Raw genomic sequence first — 18,425 nt, forward strand, 5'->3', positions numbered from 1 at the left:
CCGCGCCGTCCCACCGCGAGCGGCGGGGGGCCGGGCTCGGCGACCCGGGCCGCCGGACGGTGGCGGAGTCCCGGGCTCGGGCCGTCGCTCAGCGCGACGGCGGCGAAGGGGACCCCTCGGCGGTGATCTCCGGGCCGAGCGCCCCGCGGGAAGAACTCCGCCGCTCGCTCCCGACTAAAGCGGACTCACGCCGGTAATCCGTCCGGATGATCCCGCGGTCGCACCCGCGGGAATTCGGTGATGCGGGTGCGAGAGGTATTCCAGAAGGCGTTCCGCGCTCATTTCCGTATCCGTCGCGCTCCTTTGTGCGCACGAACGAGCGGGAAGCGGAACGAGTGAGCGCAAGATGTTCGGAATTCGGTCACCGTCCCGTTCCCGTACGCGGTCCACGCGGCATCGGCGCAGGTCGGAACGGGTGGGAAGAGGAAGGGAATGGGGGATTCCACTTCTTCGGGCGGGATGTCGGCGGCTTGTTCCCCGGGTGGCGGGGAAAGGGGAAAAGTGGTAGCGGTGGGGCGTTACCGGCCGGTAGAAAGCGTCCCGCTCGGCAAGCCATGCTCAATGTCACCCGGCAGGCCCATGCGAGGTAGGGTCAGAGGCGGTCGGGGACATCCCATACAACTCGCCGGCGTCGAAAACCGGCGTACCAACGAGGAGATCGGTTCGTGACGATCCGCGTAGGCATCAACGGCTTCGGCCGCATCGGGCGCAACTACTTCCGCGCGCTGCTCGCGCAGGGTGCGGACATCGAGGTCGTGGCTGTCAACGACCTCGGTGACACCGCGACCACCGCCCACCTGCTCAAGTACGACACCATGCTCGGCACCCTGGGCGAAGAGGTCTCGCACACCGCCGACACCATCACCGTGGGTGCGCGCACCATCAAGGTGCTCTCCGAGCGCAACCCGCAGGACATCCCCTGGGGCGAGCTGGGCGTCGACATCGTCATCGAGTCGACCGGCATCTTCACAAAGAAGGCCGACGCCGAGAAGCACATCGCGGGCGGCGCGAAGAAGGTCCTCATCTCGGCCCCGGCCAAGGACGAGGACATCACGATCGTGATGGGCGTCAACGAGGCCAAGTACGACCCGGCGAAGCACAACGTCATCTCGAACGCCTCCTGCACCACCAACTGTGTGGCGCCGATGGCGAAGGTTCTCGACGAGAACTTCGGCATCAAGAAGGGCCTGATGACGACGGTCCACGCGTACACCAACGACCAGCGCATCCTTGACTTCCCGCACAAGGACCTGCGCCGCGCCCGTGCCGCCGCCGAGAACATCATCCCGACCACGACGGGTGCCGCGAAGGCCACCGCGCTGGTCCTCCCGCAGCTCAAGGGCAAGCTCGACGGCATCGCGATGCGCGTGCCGGTCCCGGTCGGCTCGGTCACCGACCTCGTCGTGACCCTCGACCGCGAGGTCACCAAGGACGAGGTCAACGCCGCGTTCGAGAAGGCCGCGCAGGAGGGCCCGCTCGCCGGCCGTCTCGTCTACACCGCCGACCCGATCGTCTCCTCGGACATCGTCGGCACCCCGGCCTCCTGCACCTTCGACTCGGAGCTGACCATGGCCGAGGGCAACCAGGTGAAGATCATCGGCTGGTACGACAACGAGTGGGGCTACTCGAACCGTCTCGTGGACCTCACGGTCTACGTCGGCGAGAAGCTCTGAGCCGACGAGCAGTACTGATCGCGGGCCGCTGAGGCACCTCGATGCGGACAGGGTCCGGGCGGCGCGACTCGCGCGGCACGGGCCCTGTCCCCGTGCGGGGGCCGCGCCACCGGGCCCCGCGTCCCGTACGTGCCGGAGCCGTCCCGTACTCTCGCGGCCGGTCCCGCCACCCGCCGCGCCCTGGCCGGCGCCTCAGCGCCACCCCCGCCGGCGCGCCCCTCGCCACCGTCAGTCAGCCAAGGAGTCTGCAAGTCCCATGAAGACGATCGACGCACTCATCTCGCAGGGAGTGTCCGGCAAGCGGGTCTTCGTCCGCGCCGACCTCAACGTGCCCCTCGCGGACGGTGTCATCACCGACGACGGCCGTATCCGCGCCGTCCTGCCGACCCTCACCGCGCTCGTCGAAGCCGGTGCCAAGGTCGTCGTCGCCTCGCACCTCGGCCGCCCCAAGGGCGCGCCGGACCCCGCCTTCTCGCTGCTGCCCGCCGCCGAGCGGATCGGCGAACTGCTCGGCCGTCCCGTCGCCTTCGCGCAGGACACCGTGGGCCCCGCCGCGCACGAGGCCGTCGACGGCCTGGAGCCCGGCCAGCTCGCCGTCATCGAGAACCTGCGCTTCAACCCCGGCGAGACCAGCAAGGACGACGCCGAGCGCGGCGACTTCGCCGAGCGGCTCTCGCACCTCGCCGACATCTACGTCGGCGACGGTTTCGGCGCCGTGCACCGCAAGCACGCCTCGGTCTACGACCTGCCGAAGCTCCTGCCGCACTACGCCGGTTACCTCATCGCCACCGAGGTCGGTGTCCTCAAGAAGCTCACCGAGGACGTCCAGCGCCCCTACGCCGTCGTCCTCGGCGGCGCGAAGGTCTCCGACAAGCTCGGCGTCATCGACCACCTCCTGGAGCGCGCCGACCGCATCCTCGTCGGCGGCGGCATGGTCTTCACCTTCCTCGCCGCCAAGGGCCACGAGGTCGGTGCCTCGCTCCTCCAGGAGGACCAGATCCCCGTCGTCCAGGAGTACCTGAAGCGCGCCGCCGAGAAGGGCGTCGAGTTCGTGCTCCCGAGCGACGTCGTCGTCGCGCGCAGCTTCCCCGACCTCAAGACCAAGGCGCCCACCGAGCACGAGACGGTCGCCGCCGACGCCATCCCGGCCGACGGCATCGGCCTCGACATCGGCCCCGAGAGCGCGCGGCTGTACGCGAGCAAGCTCGCCGACGCGAAGACCGTCTTCTGGAACGGCCCGATGGGCGTCTTCGAACACCCCGACTTCGCCGGCGGCACCCGCGCCGTCGCCCAGGCGCTCGTCGACAGCGAGGGCTTCACCGTGGTCGGGGGCGGCGACTCGGCCGCCGCCGTCCGTATCCTCGGCTTCGACGAAAGCGCTTTCAGCCACATCTCGACCGGCGGCGGCGCGAGCCTCGAATATCTTGAGGGCGCAAGCCTGCCCGGCCTCGCCGCACTGGAGGACTGAACACCCGTGACCACCCGCACTCCGCTGATGGCGGGCAACTGGAAGATGAACCTCAACCACCTTGAGGCCATCGCGCACGTCCAGAAGCTCGCCTTCGCCCTCTCCGACAAGGACTACGAGACCGTCGAGGTCGCGGTCCTCGCACCCTTCACCGACCTGCGCTCCGTGCAGACCCTGGTCGACGGCGACAAGCTGAAGATCAAGTACGGCGCCCAGGACGTCTCCGCGCACGACTCGGGTGCGTACACCGGGGAGATCTCCGGTGCCATGCTCGCCAAGCTCAAGTGCACGTACGTCGCCATCGGCCACTCCGAGCGGCGCCAGTACCACCGCGAGACCGACGAGCTGGTCAACGCCAAGATCAAGGCCGCCTACAAGCACGGCCTGACCCCCATCCTCTGCGTGGGCGAGGAGGAGTCGGTCCGCGAGGCCGGCGAGCACGTCGCGCACACCCTCGGCCAGGTCGAGGCCGCCCTCAAGGACCTGCCCGCCGAGCAGGCCGCCACGATCGTCGTCGCCTACGAGCCCGTGTGGGCCATCGGCACCGGCAAGGTCTGCGGCCCGGACGACGCGCAGGAGGTCTGCGGGGCGATCCGCGGCAAGCTCGCCGAGCTGTACGACCAGGAGCTCGCCGACGCCGTGCGCATCCAGTACGGCGGCTCGGTCAAGGCGGCCAACGTCGCCGAGATCATGGCCCGCCCCGACATCGACGGCGCGCTCATCGGCGGTGCCTCGCTCGACACCGACGAGTTCGTCAAGATCGTCCGCTTCGGCGAGCAGTGAGGGCCCGCCCCGGCACCCGCCCGCTCGTGGCCGTGAGCTGCGGTGAGTAGGCGCCGGGGCGGATCGCCAGTACCCTGACGGGGGCCGGACGCGTCCACGCGGCGCACCGGCCCCCGTCCTCCGCCAAGAGACGGCTCCGCTCCGGCGGGGACCTCTCCCGAGAAGTTCGCTGAAAGTAGGGTCAAGCCGTGGTTATGGGGTTCTCGATCGCCCTGATCGTCTTCAGCCTGCTGCTGATGCTGCTCGTGCTGATGCACAAGGGCAAGGGCGGTGGCCTCTCCGACATGTTCGGCGGCGGCATGCAGTCCTCGGTCGGCGGTTCCTCGGTCGCCGAGCGCAACCTCGACCGGATCACCATCGTGCTCGGGGTGTGCTGGTTCGCCTGCATCGTCGTGCTCGGACTGCTGATGAAGTTCGACAACTGAGGGACGAAACACACCCACCGGGGAGCGAGCCCTACGTGTCCGGTACGCCGTCGAAGGACGCGGCCTATCATGGTGACTCGCGCCCCGGGTGGGTGTAACTCCCTTCTGGGGGTGCGCGTTGGGCCTTGTACGTACACAAACCCCGTACGTGCACGAGGCGCCCGCGGCGGAGTGCGTGGCCCGGTGACGGGCGCTGTGCCCCGCGGCACCATCACGCAGGGAGTTACGACCGTGGCAAGTGGCAACGCGATCCGGGGCAGCCGGGTCGGGGCGGGCCCGATGGGCGAGGCCGAGCGCGGCGATGCGGCCCCGCGCCTGCGCATCTCCTTCTGGTGCGCCAACGGGCACGAGACGCAGCCGAGTTTCGCGAGCGACGCGCAGGTCCCCGACACGTGGGACTGCCCCCGCTGCGGTTTCCCGGCGGGGCAGGACCAGGAGAATCCCCCCGACCCGCCGCGCAACGAGCCCTACAAGACCCATCTCGCCTACGTCCGCGAGCGGCGCAGCGACGCGGACGGCGAGGCGATCCTCGCGGAGGCGCTGGCGAAGCTGCGCGGGGAGATCTGAGGCGGAACACCGACGGCCGGACCGGGCAACGCGGTCCGCGGCGGTACGGACGACGACGGCCGGGCACCCGAGGGTGCCCGGCCGTTCGTGCGTGCCGGGGCCCGTCTCCGGTTGTTTCCGCAGGCCTGTCCCCGGGCCTGTTCTCGGTCGTTTCCGCAGGCGTGTCCCCGGGGCCGTTCCCGGCCGTTTCCGCAGGCGTGTCCCCGGGGCCGCTCCCTTCCGTTTCCGCAGGTCAGGGTGATTGTCAGTGGTGCCGGTTACGGTCTGCGGCAGACGGAGGGTCGTGCGCGCCGTGGCGCGCGGCCCGCGAGCGGACGGGGACCGGTGTGGCGGAGACCGTGGTGGACGGGGCGCGCGAGAGCGCCCCGGCGTGGCGGGGCGGGTTCGGGCGGTTGTGGGGCGCGGCGGTCGTGTCGTCGTTCGGGGACGCCGTACGGGTCGCCGCGCTGCCCCTGCTCGCCACGACACTCACGCGTGACCCGCTGCTCATCGCGGCCGTCTCCGCCTGCGGTTACCTGCCCTGGCTGCTCTTCGGGCTGCTCGGCGGGGCGCTCGCCGACCGGGTCGACCAGCGGCGCGCGATGGTCGCCGTGGATCTCGTACGGGGCGTGCTCGTCGCCGCCTTCGCGGCCGGCGTCGCGACGGGGCACGCCTCGATCGGGCTGCTCCTCGTCCTCGCCTTCGCGCTCACGAGCATGGAGACCCTCTTCGACAACGCCGCCACCGCCCTCCTGCCCGCGCTCGTTCTCCCGGATCAACTGGGCCGCGCCAACAGCCGGTTGATGACCGGGCAGCAGCTCGTCAAGACCGTCGTCGGGCTCCCTGCCGCGCCCCTGCTCCTCGCCGGGGGTGCCGCGCTGCCCTTCGCCACCGACGCGGCGAGCTACCTCCTCGCCGCCGCGCTCGTCGCCCCGTTGCGCCGCGTCCTGCCCGGGCGGCCACCGAGGCCGGCCGGGTCGACGCTGCGCGCCGAGATCGGCGAGGGGTTGCGCATGCTCGGCGGGGACCGGGTCCTGCGCGGGCTCTGCGCCGCCACGACGCTCTGCAACATCGGCGTGGCCTCGCTCGTCGCGACGCTCGTCCTGGTGAGCGGCCGCCACCTCCACCTCGGCGACAGCGGGTACGCCCTCCTCCTGACGGCGTACGGGGTCGGCGGGATCGGCGGCGGGCTGTGCGCCACGCGGCTCGCGCGGCGCCTCGGCCAGGCCCGTGCGGTGCTCCTCGCGGGGTCCGGGCAGATCCTGTGCCTCCTCGTCCTCGGGCTCGTCCCCGGCGGGCTCGTGGCCGGGGGCGCCTTCGCCGTCTTCGGCGGCCTCGGCATGGTGTGGAACGTCAGCTCGCGCACCCTCATGCAGCGCGCCGTGCGCCGGGAACTGCTCGGCCGCGTCTCCGCCGCCTTCCGTACGTGCGCGGTCGCCGGGGCGCCGCTCGGCGCGCTCCTCGGCGGGGCCGTCGTGCGCGGGTGGGGGCCCGGGGCGCCGCCCTTCCTCGCCGCCGGCTTCTTCGTGCTCTCCGTCCTCGCCCTGCTCCCCGCCGTACGGTCGATGGCCGGTGGACAGGGCGGGGAATCAGCGGGCACCTCGCGGTTGCTGACGAAGGAGGACACCGGCGGTGCCGGGGTACCCGTATCGCGCAGTGGCCAAGGCGGTCCTGACGACGCCTGATCGTTTAGGTTGGGGGCCGGCGGGGCGGTACGTATGGACGAAAGAAGGCAGAAGTCCCTGATGAACGCGGAAAGCCGGACCCGGCTCAACCAGACGCCCGAGTGGAACGCTCTCGGCAAGCACCGGGACGCCCTCGGCGAGGTGCGGTTGCGGGAGCTGTTCGACGCCGATCCCGAGCGGGCCTCGCGGTACCGCCTGACGGCCGGTGACCTGTATCTGGACTACTCCAAGCACCTCGTGACGGACGAGACCCTCGACCTGCTGCGGCAGCTCGCGCGGGCGACGGGCGTCGAGAAGCTGCGGGACGCCATGTTCCGGGGCGAGAAGATCAACACGACCGAGGACCGCGCGGTACTCCACACCGCGCTGCGCGCGCCGCGCGACGCCGTGATCGAGGTCGACGGCGAGAACGTCGTACCGGCCGTGCACGCCGTGCTCGACAAGATGGCCGCCTTCGCGGAGCAGGTCCGCTCCGGGGCCTGGACCGGCCACACCGGCAAGCGCATCAAGAACGTCGTCAACATCGGTATCGGCGGCTCCGACCTCGGGCCCGCGATGGCCCACGAGGTGCTGCGCCCCTACACCGACCGCTCGCTGACGGTCCGTTTCGTCTCCAACGTCGACGGCGCCGACCTGCACGAGGCCGTGCACGACCTCGACGCCGCCGAGACGCTCTTCATCATCGCCTCGAAGACGTTCACGACGATCGAGACGATCACCAACGCGACCTCCGCGCGCTCCTGGCTCCTCGACGCGCTCGGCGCCGGTCAGGAGGCGGTCGCGAAGCACTTCGTCGCGCTCTCGACGAACGGCGAGAAGGTCTCGGACTTCGGCATCGACACGGCCAACATGTTCGAGTTCTGGGACTGGGTCGGCGGGCGGTACTCGTACGACTCCGCGATCGGGCTCTCGCTCATGATCGCGATCGGCCCGGACCGCTTCCGCGAGATGCTCGACGGCTTCCACCAGATCGACGAGCACTTCCGCACCGCCCCGATCGAGGAGAACGCGCCCTTCCTCCTCGGCCTGCTCGGCATCTGGTACGGGAACTTCCACGACGCGCAGTCGCACGCCGTGCTCCCGTACTCGCACTACCTCTCCAAGTTCACCGCCTACCTCCAGCAGCTCGACATGGAGTCCAACGGCAAGTCCGTGGACCGCGAGGGCCGCCCGGTGGAGTGGCAGACGGGCCCGGTGGTCTGGGGCACCCCGGGCACCAACGGTCAGCACGCCTACTACCAGCTCATCCACCAGGGCACGAAGCTGATCCCGGCCGACTTCATCGGCTTCGCGCGGCCCGTGGACGAACTGGAGCCGCAGCTCGCGGACCAGCACGACCTGCTCATGGCGAACTTCTTCGCGCAGACGCAGGCGCTCGCCTTCGGCAAGACCGCCGAGGAGGTACGGGCCGAGGGCGTCGCGGACGACCTCGTCGCGCACAAGACCTTCCGCGGCAACCACCCGACCACGACGGTGCTCGCCCCGGAGCTGAGCCCGTCCGTGCTCGGGCAGCTCATCGCGCTCTACGAGCACAAGGTGTTCGTGCAGGGCGCGGTGTGGGACATCGACTCCTTCGACCAGTGGGGCGTCGAGCTGGGCAAGGTCCTCGCCAAGCGGGTCGAGCCCGCGCTCACCGAGGGCGCGGACGTCCCGGGGCTCGACGCGTCGACGAAGGCGCTCGTCGCGAAGTACCGGGAGCTGCGCGGGCGCTGAGCGCCCCGAGCGAAAACCGCGTGCGGGGGAGGGGCGGGGCCGGTGAGACTGGGCCCCGTCCCCCCCGTACGAGAGGTGATTCCCGTGGAGACCCATCCCGTTCTCGAAGCGCTCGCCGATCCGGCGCGGCTGCGGCTCTTCGCCCGCCTCGTCCTCGGTGAGCGCGTCGAGAACGCGCCGCGCGCCCAGCTCGTGCCGCTCCTGCACGCGGGCCTCGTCCGCCGTGACGGGGACGGCACGCTGCGCGCGCGCCCCTCGGCCTTCCGCACCCCCGGCGGCGACACGCCCGCGCGGCTGCCCGCCTGGGTGCCCCCGCACCTGGCCGGGCACTTCCGCGAGGGCCGCCTCAGCTCCGTACCGGCGAAACAGCGGGTCCGCGCCGAGCTGCTGACGCGCCTCGCCGAGGCCGAGTTCGAGCCGGGCCGCGCCTACGGCGAGGACGAGGTGAGCGAGACCCTGGCGCGCTACGGCGCCGACCCGTCCGCGCTGCGCCGCTACTGCGTCGAGTACGGGGTGCTGACGCGCGAGCGGGACGGGAGCGGGTACCGGCTCGGCGAGGCGGGGGAGCGGGCGGCGCGGCTGGCGGCGGTGGCCTGAGCCGGTGGGCATCGAGCTGGAACTGCACACGGAGCGCCCCGCGGCCGGCAACGGACAACGGTCCCGTGCGACGCTCCTGCACGGCTCGTACGGGCATGGCGAGGCCCTGGCCGCCGCGCTCCCCGCGTACGCGCCCCACGGCTCCTCGTGGCTCGCCCGGATCGACCCGTACGGCGACACGCTCTTCAACGAGCAGACGGCCGGGATCGCGCACGGCGAGGCGCTCGCACTGCTCGCGCACTGCGCGGAGGTGCGCGGACGTGCCGCGCTGAGCGACCTCGCGGAGCTGCTCGCGCGGTGCGCGCGGACGCCGGGGAGCTGGGTGTGGTGCATGGGGGACTGAGCGCGCCCGGGCGAACCGCGAAGGCCCGCACCCGGAATCCGGGGCGGGCCTTCGGGGATGCGGGTGGCTCAGGCCACGTCCCTCGGGTACAGCTCCGGCGGCAGTTTGGAGGCCGCGGCGCTGTCGAGGAGCCACAGGGTGCGGCGGGTGCCGTAGGCGCCTGCTGCCGGGGCCTGGATCTCGCCCGTGCCCGAGAGGGCGATCTGCACGGCTTCGGCCTTGTCCTCGCCCGCCGCCAGGAGCCAGACCTCACGAGCCGCGCGGATCGCGGGGAGGGTCAGCGAGAGGCGGGTCGGCGGGGGCTTCGGCGCGTGGTGGACGGCGATGACCGGGCGGTCCTGCTCGCGCACGCCCGGCAGCTCGGGGAAGAGCGAGGCCACGTGCGTGTCCGGGCCCACCCCGAGCAGGAGCACGTCGAAGGCGGGCACGGCCCCGTGCGACCCGGCCCGCGAGGCCGCGTCGGCGAGTTCGGCCGCGTAGACCTGGGCCGCCGCGTCCGGCTCGTACGGGCCGTCCGAGGCCGGCATCTCGTGGACCTGGCCCGCGTCGAGCGGCACCCGCGCGAGCAGGGCCTCACGCGCCTGCGTCGCGTTGCGCTCGGGGTCGCCGTCGGGCAGGTAGCGCTCGTCGCTCCACCAGATCTCCAGGCGTCCCCAGTCGATCGCGTCACGCCCGGGCTCCTCGGCGAGGGCCGCGAGCAGCGCGTTGCCGTTGCGGCCTCCCGTGAGGGCGATCGAGGCGCTGCCGCGCTCGGACTGGGCCTCGACGATCAGGGTGACCAGCCGTGCGGCCGCCGCCCTCGCCATCTCGGTCTTGTCCTGGTGCACGACGAGTTCGGGCGTGGTGCTCATGACGTGGTCGCCTTCTTCGCGGAAGCGGAAGCGGTGGACTTGGCGGACTTGCGCGCCGCCGTCTTCTTCGCCGCCCCCGTGCCGGGCCCCGTGCCGCCCTGCGGCGCCCCCGTGCCCGTCTCTGCCGTCTCGGCCGCCTCCGCCGCCGCCTCCTCGGGCGTCGGCGCGGTCTGCGCCCCGGCCGGCTCGTCGAGCCGGTCCACGCCGAACTTCAGCGCGGCGGCGTACGTGTCGTCCGGGTCGAGCCTGCGCAGCTCCTCGGCGATCAGCTCGGCCGTCTCGCGGCGCTTGAGCGCCACCGCCCGGTCGGGCTGGCCCTCGACGGACAGCGTCGCGAGCGAGCCGTCGTTGCGGTCGAGCACGACCGGGCCGCAGTCCGTCTCCATGCGCACCGAGGTGAGCCCGGGGCCCTCCGATGCGGTGCGCTTGACGGGGACGGCGAGGCGGTGGCCGAGCCACATCGCGAGGAGTTCGACGCTCGGGTTGTACTCCTCGCCCTGGACCTCGACCGCGGTGACCTCGCAGGCCACCTGGTCGAGCGCCGCCGCGAGCATCGAGCGCCACGGCGTGATGCGCGTCCACGACAGGTCGGTGTCGCCCGGCGTGTACGTCTCGGCACGGGCCTTCAGCTCGTGGATGGGCTGCTCGGCCGCGTACGAGTCGGTGACCCTGCGCTGCGCGAGGGCGCCCAGCGGGTCCTTCGCCGGGTTCTCCGGCGCGTTGACCGGCCACCAGACGACGACGGGCGCGTCCGGGAGCAGCAGCGGGAGCACGACGGACTGGGCGTGGTCGCCCACCTCGCCGTACAGCCGCAGCATGACCGTCTCGCCGGTGCCGTTGCCGGTGTCGCCACCGAGCTGGACCTCCGCGTCGAGGCGGGTCGTGGCGCGGTCGCGGGGGCCGCGCGAGACGCGCTTGATGACGACGAGGATGCGCGAGGGGTGCTCGCGCGAGGCGTCGTGCGCGGCGCGCAGCGCGTCGTAGGCGTTCTCCTCGTCGGTGACGATGACGAGGGTGAGCACCATGCCGACGGTGGGCGCGCCGAGCGAGCGGCGGCCCTCGACGAGCGCCTTGTTGATCTTGCTGGACGTGGTGTCCGTGAGATCGATCTTCATGGCCGCCTCCAGCTCCGTCCGTCACGTCGGAGCATGTCGTCCGCCTCGGTGGGGCCCCACGTACCCGAGGGGTACTGGGCGGGCTTGCCGTGGCGGTTCCAGTGCTCCTCGATGGGGTCGAGGATCTTCCAGGACAGCTCGACCTCCTCCGTGCGCGGGAAGAGGTTCGCGTCGCCGAGGAGGACGTCGAGGATGAGCCGCTCGTACGCCTCGGGGCTCGACTCGGTGAAGGACTCGCCGTACGCGAAGTCCATCGACACGTCCCGTACCTCCATCGAGGTGCCCGGGACCTTCGAGCCGAAGCGCACCGTCACGCCCTCGTCCGGCTGCACGCGGATGACCAGGGCGTTCTGGCCCAGCTCCTCCGTGGCCGTCTGGTCGAAGGGGGAGTGCGGGGCGCGCTGGAAGACGACCGCGATCTCGGTGACGCGGCGGCCGAGCCGCTTGCCGGTGCGCAGGTAGAACGGCACCCCGGCCCAGCGGCGGTTGTCGACGCCGAGCTTGATCGCGGCGTAGGTGTCGGTCTTCGACTTGGGGTCGATGCCGTCCTCTTCGAGGTAGCCCACGGCCCGCTCGCCGCCCTGCCAGCCCGCCGCGTACTGCCCGCGCACGGTGTCGCGGCCGAGGTCGGCCGGGAGGCGCACGGCGCGCAGCACCTTCGTCTTCTCCGCGACGAGCGCGTCGGCGTCGAAGGAGGCGGGCTCCTCCATGGCGGTGAGCGCCATGAGCTGGAGCAGGTGGTTCTGGATGACGTCGCGCGCCGCGCCGATGCCGTCGTAGTAGCCGGCGCGGCCGCCGATGCCGATGTCCTCGGCCATCGTGATCTGCACGTGGTCGACGTACGAGCGGTTCCAGATCGGCTCGAACATCTGGTTGGCGAAGCGGAGCGCCAGGATGTTCTGGACGGTCTCCTTGCCGAGGTAGTGGTCGATGCGGAAGACCTGGTCGGGGTCGAAGACCTCGTGGACGATCGCGTTCAGCTCCTTGGCCGAGGCGAGGTCGTGCCCGAAGGGCTTCTCGATGACCGCGCGCCGCCAGGCGCCCTCGGGGGCGTCGGCGAGGCCGTGCTTCTTGAGCTGCTGGACGACGTCGGGGAAGAACTTCGGCGGCACCGAGAGGTAGAAGGCGAAGTTGCCGCCCGTGCCCTGGGCCTTGTCGAGTTCGTCGATCGTGGCCTTGAGGGTCTCGAAGGCCTGGTCGTCGTCGAAGGCGCCCTGGACGAACCGCATGCCCTGGAAGAGCTGCTGCCAGACCTCCTCGCGGAACGGCGTGCGGGCGTGCTCCTTCACCGCGTCGTGCACGACCTGGGCGAAGTCCTCGTCCTCCCAGTCGCGGCGCGCGAAGCCGATGAGGGAGAAGCCCGGCGGCAGCAGGCCGCGGTTGGCCAGGTCGTAGACGGCCGGCATCAGCTTCTTGCGCGAGAGGTCCCCGGTGACGCCGAAGATGACCAGGCCCGACGGCCCCGCGATACGCGGGAGCCGTCGGTCCGCGGCGTCACGGAGCGGGTTGGCTCCGTGCTGTGCGGTCAAGGTGATCAGCCCTCCGAGGGGGCGAGGCGCTTGAGCTCCGCCTCGGTCGACTTGAGCAGGTCGTTCCAGGAGGCCTCGAACTTGTCGACGCCCTCCTTCTCCAGGAGGTCCACCACCTCGTCGTACGAGATGCCGAACGTCGCGAGCCCGTCGATGACGGCCTGCGCGTCCTCGTAGGTGCCGGCGATCGTGTTCCCGGTGATCTCGCCGTGGTCGCCCACGGCCTCCAGGGTGGCCTCCGGCATGGTGTTCACCGTGTTCGGCGCGACGAGCGCGTCGACGTACAGCGTGTCGGGCAGCGCCGGGTCCTTGACGCCCGTCGAGGCCCACAGCGGGCGCTGCTTGTTCGCGTGCGCCTTGTCGAGGGCGGCCCAGCGCTCGGAGGAGAAGACCTCCTCGTACGCCTGGTAGGCCAGGCGCGCGTTGGCGACGGCGGCCTTGCCCTTGGCGGCCTTGGCCTCGTCGGTGCCGATCGCGTCGAGGCGCTTGTCGATCTCGGTGTCGACGCGCGAGACGAAGAAGGAGGCCACCGAGTGGATCTCGGAGAGGTCGAGGCCCGCGGCCTTCGCCTTCTCCAGGCCCGCGAGGTAGGCGTCCATCACGAGGCGGTAGCGCTCCAGGGAGAAGATCAGCGTCACGTTCACGCTGATGCCCCGGCCGATGGTCTCGGTGATCGCCGGCAGACCGGCCTTCGTCGCCGGGATCTTGATGAACGTGTTGGGGCGGTCGACCAACCACGCGAGCTGCTTGGCCTCGGCGGTCGTGGCCCGCGTGTTGTGCGCGAGCCGCGGGTCCACCTCGATCGAGACCCGGCCGTCGGTGCCGCCGCTCCTGTCGAAGACGGGGCGCAGCACGTCGGCGGCGTCACGGACGTCGGCGGTGGTGATCATGCGGATCGCCTCCTCCACCGTGACGCGGCGCGAGGCGAGGTCGGTGAGCTGGGTGTCGTACCCGTCGCCCTGCGAGATCGCCTTCTGGAAGATCGACGGGTTGGTCGTGACACCCACGACGTGCTGGTCGTCGATCAGCTCGCTCAGGTTGCCGGACGTGATGCGCTTGCGCGACAGGTCGTCCAGCCAGATCGCGACGCCTTCGTCGGAGAGGCGCTTGAGTGCGTCTGTCATGGAAATTGCATCTCCTCGTAGAGTGTCTGTTCGCGTCAGCGCCGTGCGGCGTCGAGAGATTCCCGCGCGGCGGCGGCGACCGCCTCGCCCGTGAAGCCGTACTCGCGGAAGAGCACCTTCGCGTCCGCCGAGGCACCGAAGTGCTCCAGCGAGACGATGCGTCCCGCGTCGCCGACGAAGCGGTGCCAGGTCAGGCCGATACCGGCCTCGACCGCGACCCGCGCCCTGACGGCGGCCGGAAGCACGGACTCCCGGTACCCCGCGTCCTGCTCCTCGAACCACTCGACCGAGGGCATCGACACGACACGCGCGGCGACACCCTGCGCACGGAGCAGCTCACGCGCCTCGACGGCGAGCTGGACCTCGGAGCCCGTACCGATGAGAACGACGTCGGGCGTGACGGTCTTCCCCTCGGCGTCCTCCGCGTCGAGCAGGACGTAGCCGCCCTTCGCCGCGTCCTCGTTCGGCGCGTACGTGGGCACGCCCTGCCGGGTGAGGACCAGCGCGTGCGGGTGGCCCTCGCCGTACACCTTCGTGTAGCGGCGCAGCACCTCGCGCCAGGCGATCACGGTCTCGTTCGGGTCGGCCGGACGGACCACGTTCAGGCCGGGGATGGCGCGCAGCGCGGCCACGTGCTCCACGGGCTGGTGGGTCGGGCCGTCCTCGCCGAGACCGATCGAGTCGTGCGTGAAGACGTACGTGACCGGCAGCGTCATGAGCGCGGAGAGCCGGATCGCGTTGCGCATGTAGTCGGAGAACGTCAGGAACGTCCCGCCGAAGGCGCGCGTGTTGCCGTGCAGCGTGATGCCGTTCAGCTCGGCGGCCATCGCGTGCTCGCGGATACCGAAGTGGACGGTTCGGCCGTACGGGTCGGCCTCCGGGAGCGGGTTGCCCTCGGGCAGGAACGAGGACGTCTTGTCGATCGTCGTGTTGTTCGAGCCCGCGAGGTCGGCGGAGCCGCCCCACAGCTCGGGGATCACCGGGCCGAGCGCCTGGAGGACCTTGCCGGACGCGGCGCGGGTGGCGAGCGAGGTGCCGGTCTCGAAGACGGGGAGGTGCTTCTCCCAGCCCTCGGGGAGCGCGGCGGAGGCGACCCGGTCGAAGAGGGCGGCGTGCTCGGGCTGGGACGTACGCCAGTTCGCGAAGCCCTTCTCCCACTCGGCGCGGCGCGCCTTGCCGCGCTCCAGCGCCTTGCGGGTGTGCGCGAGGACCTCGTCCTCGACCGCGAAGTGCTTCTCGGGGTCGAAGCCGAGCACGCGCTTGGTCGCGGCGACCTCGTCCTCGCCGAGCGCCGAGCCGTGCGCCGCCTCGGTGTTCTGCGCGTTCGGGGCCGGCCAGGCGATGATCGAGCGCATCGCGATGAAGGAGGGGCGCCCCGTCTCGGCCTTCGCGGCCTCGATCGCGGCGTACAGCGCGGCCGGGTCCAGGTCGCCGTCGGCCTTCGGCTCGACGCGCTGCACGTGCCAGCCGTACGCCTCGTAGCGCTTGGTGGTCTCCTCGGAGACCGCCGTCTCGGTGTCGCCCTCGATCGAGATGTGGTTGTCGTCCCACAGCAGGATCAGGTTGCCGAGCTTCTGGTGCCCGGCGAGCGAGGACGCCTCGGCGGAGATGCCCTCCTGGAGGCAGCCGTCCCCGGCGATCGCGTAGATGTAGTGGTCGAAGGGCGAGGTGCCGCGCGGCGCGTCGGGGTCGAAGAGCCCGCGCTCGTAGCGCGCGGCCATCGCCATGCCCACGGCGTTGGCGACGCCCTGGCCGAGCGGCCCGGTCGTCGTCTCGACGCCCTTGGTGTGCCCGTACTCCGGGTGCCCGGGAGTCTTCGAACCCCAGGTGCGGAAGGCCTCCAGGTCCGCCAGCTCCAGGCCGAAACCGGCCAGGTAGAGCTGCGTGTAGAGGGTCAGCGAGGAGTGTCCGGCGGAGAGCACGAAACGGTCGCGCCCGGTCCAGTCCGGGTCCGCGGGGTCGTGTCGCATCACCTTCTGGAAGAGCGTGTACGCGGCCGGGGCCAGGCTCATCGCCGTACCGGGATGGCCGTTGCCGACCTTCTGCACGGCGTCGGCGGCCAGTACACGCGCGGTGTCTACAGCCCGCTGATCCAGTTCGGTCCACTCGAAATCTGTGGTGGTCGGCTTGGTGCTCACCCTGAGTCAGGGCTCCTCTCCACATGTCGAATGCCGGTGACTTTGCGTACACCGGACGGCGTCGAGCCTACCCCTGGAAACGCGCGCGTCTCCGCGCCTGATTCCCAGGGTGCCGAAGACGGGCCCGTTCCGCCTCCCGAAGCCCCACAACCCTTGTCCCGCCTGCCCGGAAAGCCTCCCCGACACACCGCGACATCTGTGCCGGGACACGCTCATTCCAGCGCCCGCACGTGCGCCCGCGCGCTCATCCGCGCCGGGCCCCGCGCGGGGCGACCGAGCGTCACCGAAGGGGCCGCTCCGTGCCCGTACCGGCACCCCGCCCGCCTCCGTCCCGCCTTGCTCCGGCACCGCGCCCGCGGCCGTACGGCGCCGCTCGCACACGCGCGCGGGACGCCCAACACGAGCGACCCCCGCGAAGGGCCGAAGAGGGGGGCCGTCTAGAGTGGCGTGGTACGCGTGAGCCCCCCTTTCCGGTGCCAATCCGGACACTCTTGTGGGCTCGCTTGAGAAAAGTCTCTGTCAGGGGTGTGCGTGACGGCCGTTGAATCCCGTCCAGCGGGAGCGCTCGGGACGAGCACGGGCCGGCGGCCGAACGGGGCCCGGCTCAAGGGCTTCGTGGCGCTGACCAAACCACGGATCATCGAGCTGCTGCTCATCACGACCGTGCCGGTCATGTTCCTCGCGGAACAGGGAGTGCCCGACCTGTGGCTCGTCTTCGTGACGTGCTTCGGCGGCTACCTCTCCGCGGGCGGCGCCAACGCGCTCAACATGTGGTACGACCGCGACATCGACGCCCTGATGGACCGTACGTCGCAGCGGCCCCTGGTCACCGGGCTGATCTCGCCGCGGGAGGGGCTCGCCTTCGGCATCGGCCTCGCGGTGGTCTCCACCCTGTGGTTCGGCCTCCTCGTCAACTGGCTCTCGGCGGCGCTCTCGCTCGGCGCGGTCCTGCTGTACGTCGTCGGCTACACGATGATCCTCAAGCGCCGCACCGCGCAGAACATCGTGTGGGGCGGGGTCGCGGGCTGCATGCCGGTCCTCATCGGCTGGTCCGCCGTCACGAACTCGGTCTCCTGGGCCGCCGTCATCCTCTTCCTCGTCATCTTCTTCTGGACGCCGCCGCATTACTGGCCGCTGTCGATGCGGGTCAAGGACGACTACGCCCGCGCCAACGTGCCGATGCTGCCCGTCCTCGCGGGGAACAAGGTCGTCGCCAAGCAGATCGTGCTCTACAGCTGGGTGATGGTCCTCGTCTCGCTCATGCTCACCGTGCTCGGCTACACCGGCTGGTTCTACACGACCGTCGCGCTCCTGTCCGGCGGCTACTGGCTGTGGGAGGCGCACGGCCTCCTGAACCGTGCCAAGGGCGAGATCACGGGCGCGAAGCTCAAGGAGATGCGGCTCTTCCACTGGTCGATCACGTACGTGTCGATCCTCTTCGTCGCCGTCGCGATCGACCCGTTCCTGCGCTGAGCCCTCCGGGGTACGAGCCGCCAGGTGGCCCCGTCGTCCCTCCCGGGACGGCGGGGCCTCTTGTCGTACCGGGGCCTACCCGTGGGTAGCATGCGGGGCATGGCTGAGAACACTGAGCAGAGCGACTCCGCGGCGGGCGACACCGTGACCACCGGCGCCGACAAGCGGCAGGCCGCGCGGCAGGAACGCAGGGCGGCCCGGCTCGCCAAACAGATCGGTTCCTTCGCCCGGCGGCACGGCGGTGCCGAGGGACAGCTCGCCTACGTGGGGCAGCGCGGGACGCGGATCGTGCTGGTGGGGGAGGACGGGCGCTGGGGGGACCTCTTCGCCCATGACGCGGCGGTCGCCCGGGGCGCGGTCGAGCGGGCCGGGATCACGATGCACGACGAGTTCGACGGGGAGTTCGCGGCGAAGGTGCGGACGGGGGCGTACGAGTGGAAGCGGATGGCGGGGATTCAGGTCGGCGGCTGAATTCCGCGGGCCCGGCGACACCGCGCGGGTGCTGAACCGTTAGACCCCGAGACGGCCGTCCGGACAAGCCGGGGGGCAGGACGCGCCCGGGGGTCCCCGTGATCGAAACGCCGCCGTTGGTGGATCAGTACTGCCAAGGGGTCCGCCGGGAGGAACTGGGGCTCGGGACGTTCGAGGCGCTGCTCGGGCCCGGGGGCGGGGCGCCCGCCGCGGGGACGACCTTCTTCGACACGCAGACGGGGTTCGCGCTGCGCCGCTGGTGCCCGCCGCTGCTCGGCCTCGCCCCGCACAGCCCGCCCGCGCACTACCTCGCCCGCCGCAGGGAGCTGGGGGCCCTGGAGACGGAGCGGCGCCTGCTGCGCGGCAGCGGCACGGGCACGTACCTCGTCGACACCGGGCCGCCCCTCGGCCTCACCCCGCCGGGCGAACTCGCGGCGACCGCCGACGCGCGCGCCCGTGAGATCGTGCGGCTCGAACAGCTCGCCGAACAG

The 18,425-nt window shown here is 71.5% G+C and carries 16 protein-coding genes and 1 pseudogene; 12 read left to right on the forward strand and 5 right to left on the reverse strand.

Translation table 11 applies throughout. The features are described from left to right. The first annotated feature begins 665 nt into the window (after positions 1-665). From gap to G3I42_RS02450, 9 genes are all read left to right on the forward strand, one after another. Complete coding sequence (gene gap, locus G3I42_RS02410; RefSeq protein WP_164282193.1) at positions 666-1,673, forward strand: type I glyceraldehyde-3-phosphate dehydrogenase; 1,008 nt, start codon at positions 666-668, stop codon at positions 1,671-1,673. A 256-nt stretch (positions 1,674-1,929) separates the two neighbouring features. Continuing rightward, the gene (locus G3I42_RS02415) at positions 1,930-3,141 is read left to right on the forward strand and encodes a phosphoglycerate kinase (RefSeq protein WP_164282194.1); all 1,212 of its coding nucleotides are present in this window, start codon (positions 1,930-1,932) and stop codon (positions 3,139-3,141) included. A 6-nt stretch (positions 3,142-3,147) separates the two neighbouring features. Further along, positions 3,148-3,924, forward strand: coding sequence for a triose-phosphate isomerase (tpiA, locus tag G3I42_RS02420; RefSeq protein WP_009064177.1), 777 nt, complete (start codon positions 3,148-3,150; stop codon positions 3,922-3,924). A 188-nt stretch (positions 3,925-4,112) separates the two neighbouring features. Continuing rightward, positions 4,113-4,349 carry a preprotein translocase subunit SecG gene (secG, locus tag G3I42_RS02425; RefSeq protein ID WP_343244425.1) on the forward strand — a complete coding sequence of 79 codons (237 nt, stop codon included), beginning with the start codon at positions 4,113-4,115 and terminating at the stop codon, positions 4,347-4,349. 231 nt (positions 4,350-4,580) lie between these two features. After that, entirely contained in the window at positions 4,581-4,916 is a 336-nt protein-coding gene (locus G3I42_RS37320; protein ID WP_164282195.1) for an RNA polymerase-binding protein RbpA, read from the forward strand. Positions 4,917-5,242: 326 nt separating this feature from the next. Next, positions 5,243-6,580: an MFS transporter gene (locus G3I42_RS02435; protein WP_343244426.1), complete on the forward strand. Its 1,338-nt coding sequence runs from the start codon at positions 5,243-5,245 to the stop codon at positions 6,578-6,580. Between the two features lie 60 nt (positions 6,581-6,640). Then, positions 6,641-8,293, forward strand: a complete 1,653-nt coding sequence (gene pgi / locus G3I42_RS02440) for a glucose-6-phosphate isomerase (RefSeq protein WP_164282196.1) — start codon at positions 6,641-6,643, stop codon at positions 8,291-8,293. Between the two features lie 84 nt (positions 8,294-8,377). Beyond that, on the forward strand, positions 8,378-8,890 hold the full coding sequence (locus G3I42_RS02445) for a DUF2087 domain-containing protein (protein WP_343244427.1): 513 nt from the start codon (positions 8,378-8,380) through the stop codon (positions 8,888-8,890). 4 nt (positions 8,891-8,894) lie between these two features. Then, positions 8,895-9,233: a hypothetical protein gene (locus tag G3I42_RS02450; RefSeq protein ID WP_164282197.1), complete on the forward strand. Its 339-nt coding sequence runs from the start codon at positions 8,895-8,897 to the stop codon at positions 9,231-9,233. Between the two features lie 68 nt (positions 9,234-9,301). On the opposite strand, the gene pgl is transcribed toward G3I42_RS02450, so the two are convergent. Genes pgl through tkt form a run of 5 tightly spaced genes read right to left on the reverse strand, consistent with a single transcriptional unit; the run spans position 9,302 to position 15,990 of the window. Continuing rightward, positions 9,302-10,084: a 6-phosphogluconolactonase gene (gene pgl / locus G3I42_RS02455; protein WP_164282198.1), complete on the reverse strand. Its 783-nt coding sequence runs from the start codon at positions 10,082-10,084 to the stop codon at positions 9,302-9,304. Beyond that, positions 10,081-11,199 (reverse strand): glucose-6-phosphate dehydrogenase assembly protein OpcA, encoded by a 1,119-nt coding sequence (gene opcA, locus G3I42_RS02460; RefSeq protein WP_164282199.1) that lies wholly within the window; start codon positions 11,197-11,199, stop codon positions 10,081-10,083. The genes pgl and opcA overlap by 4 nt, the downstream gene beginning before the upstream one ends. Continuing rightward, positions 11,196-12,728 carry a glucose-6-phosphate dehydrogenase gene (gene zwf, locus G3I42_RS02465; RefSeq protein WP_164282200.1) on the reverse strand — a complete coding sequence of 511 codons (1,533 nt, stop codon included), beginning with the start codon at positions 12,726-12,728 and terminating at the stop codon, positions 11,196-11,198. Before zwf ends, opcA begins: the two co-directional genes overlap by 4 nt. Before the next feature lie 5 nt (positions 12,729-12,733). Beyond that, on the reverse strand, positions 12,734-13,852 hold the full coding sequence (gene tal / locus G3I42_RS02470; protein ID WP_164282201.1) for a transaldolase: 1,119 nt from the start codon (positions 13,850-13,852) through the stop codon (positions 12,734-12,736). Between the two features lie 35 nt (positions 13,853-13,887). Beyond that, positions 13,888-15,990, reverse strand: a complete 2,103-nt coding sequence (gene tkt / locus G3I42_RS02475) for a transketolase (protein ID WP_164282202.1) — start codon at positions 15,988-15,990, stop codon at positions 13,888-13,890. A gap of 525 nt (positions 15,991-16,515) precedes the next feature. Here tkt and G3I42_RS02480 point away from each other — a divergent pair. The 3 genes and pseudogenes from G3I42_RS02480 to G3I42_RS02490 form a co-directional block, all read left to right on the forward strand. Then, on the forward strand, positions 16,516-17,463 hold the full coding sequence (locus G3I42_RS02480) for a heme o synthase (protein ID WP_164282203.1): 948 nt from the start codon (positions 16,516-16,518) through the stop codon (positions 17,461-17,463). A 99-nt stretch (positions 17,464-17,562) separates the two neighbouring features. After that, a complete protein-coding gene (locus G3I42_RS02485) occupies positions 17,563-17,934 on the forward strand; it encodes a hypothetical protein (RefSeq protein ID WP_164282204.1) in 372 nt (123 codons plus the stop codon). A 98-nt stretch (positions 17,935-18,032) separates the two neighbouring features. Next, positions 18,033-18,425, forward strand: a pseudogene (locus tag G3I42_RS02490) (amidohydrolase); the annotation flags it as partial.

It is taken from the genome of Streptomyces sp. SID11385, assembly GCF_010548245.1.
In the GTDB taxonomy this organism is placed as follows: Bacteria; Actinomycetota; Actinomycetes; order Streptomycetales; family Streptomycetaceae; genus Streptomyces.

Excerpts from the sequence above, each read along its gene's own strand:
- G3I42_RS02415 (WP_164282194.1), top strand. The coding sequence starts at position 1,930 with ATGAAGACGATCGACGCACTCATCTCGCAGGGAGTGTCCGGCAAGCGG.
- pgi (WP_164282196.1), top strand. The coding sequence starts at position 6,641 with ATGAACGCGGAAAGCCGGACCCGGCTCAACCAGACGCCCGAGTGGAAC.
- pgl (WP_164282198.1), bottom strand. The coding sequence starts at position 10,084 with ATGAGCACCACGCCCGAACTCGTCGTGCACCAGGACAAGACCGAGATG.
- opcA (WP_164282199.1), bottom strand. The coding sequence starts at position 11,199 with ATGAAGATCGATCTCACGGACACCACGTCCAGCAAGATCAACAAGGCG.
- tal (WP_164282201.1), bottom strand. The coding sequence starts at position 13,852 with ATGACAGACGCACTCAAGCGCCTCTCCGACGAAGGCGTCGCGATCTGG.
- G3I42_RS02485 (WP_164282204.1), top strand. The coding sequence starts at position 17,563 with ATGGCTGAGAACACTGAGCAGAGCGACTCCGCGGCGGGCGACACCGTG.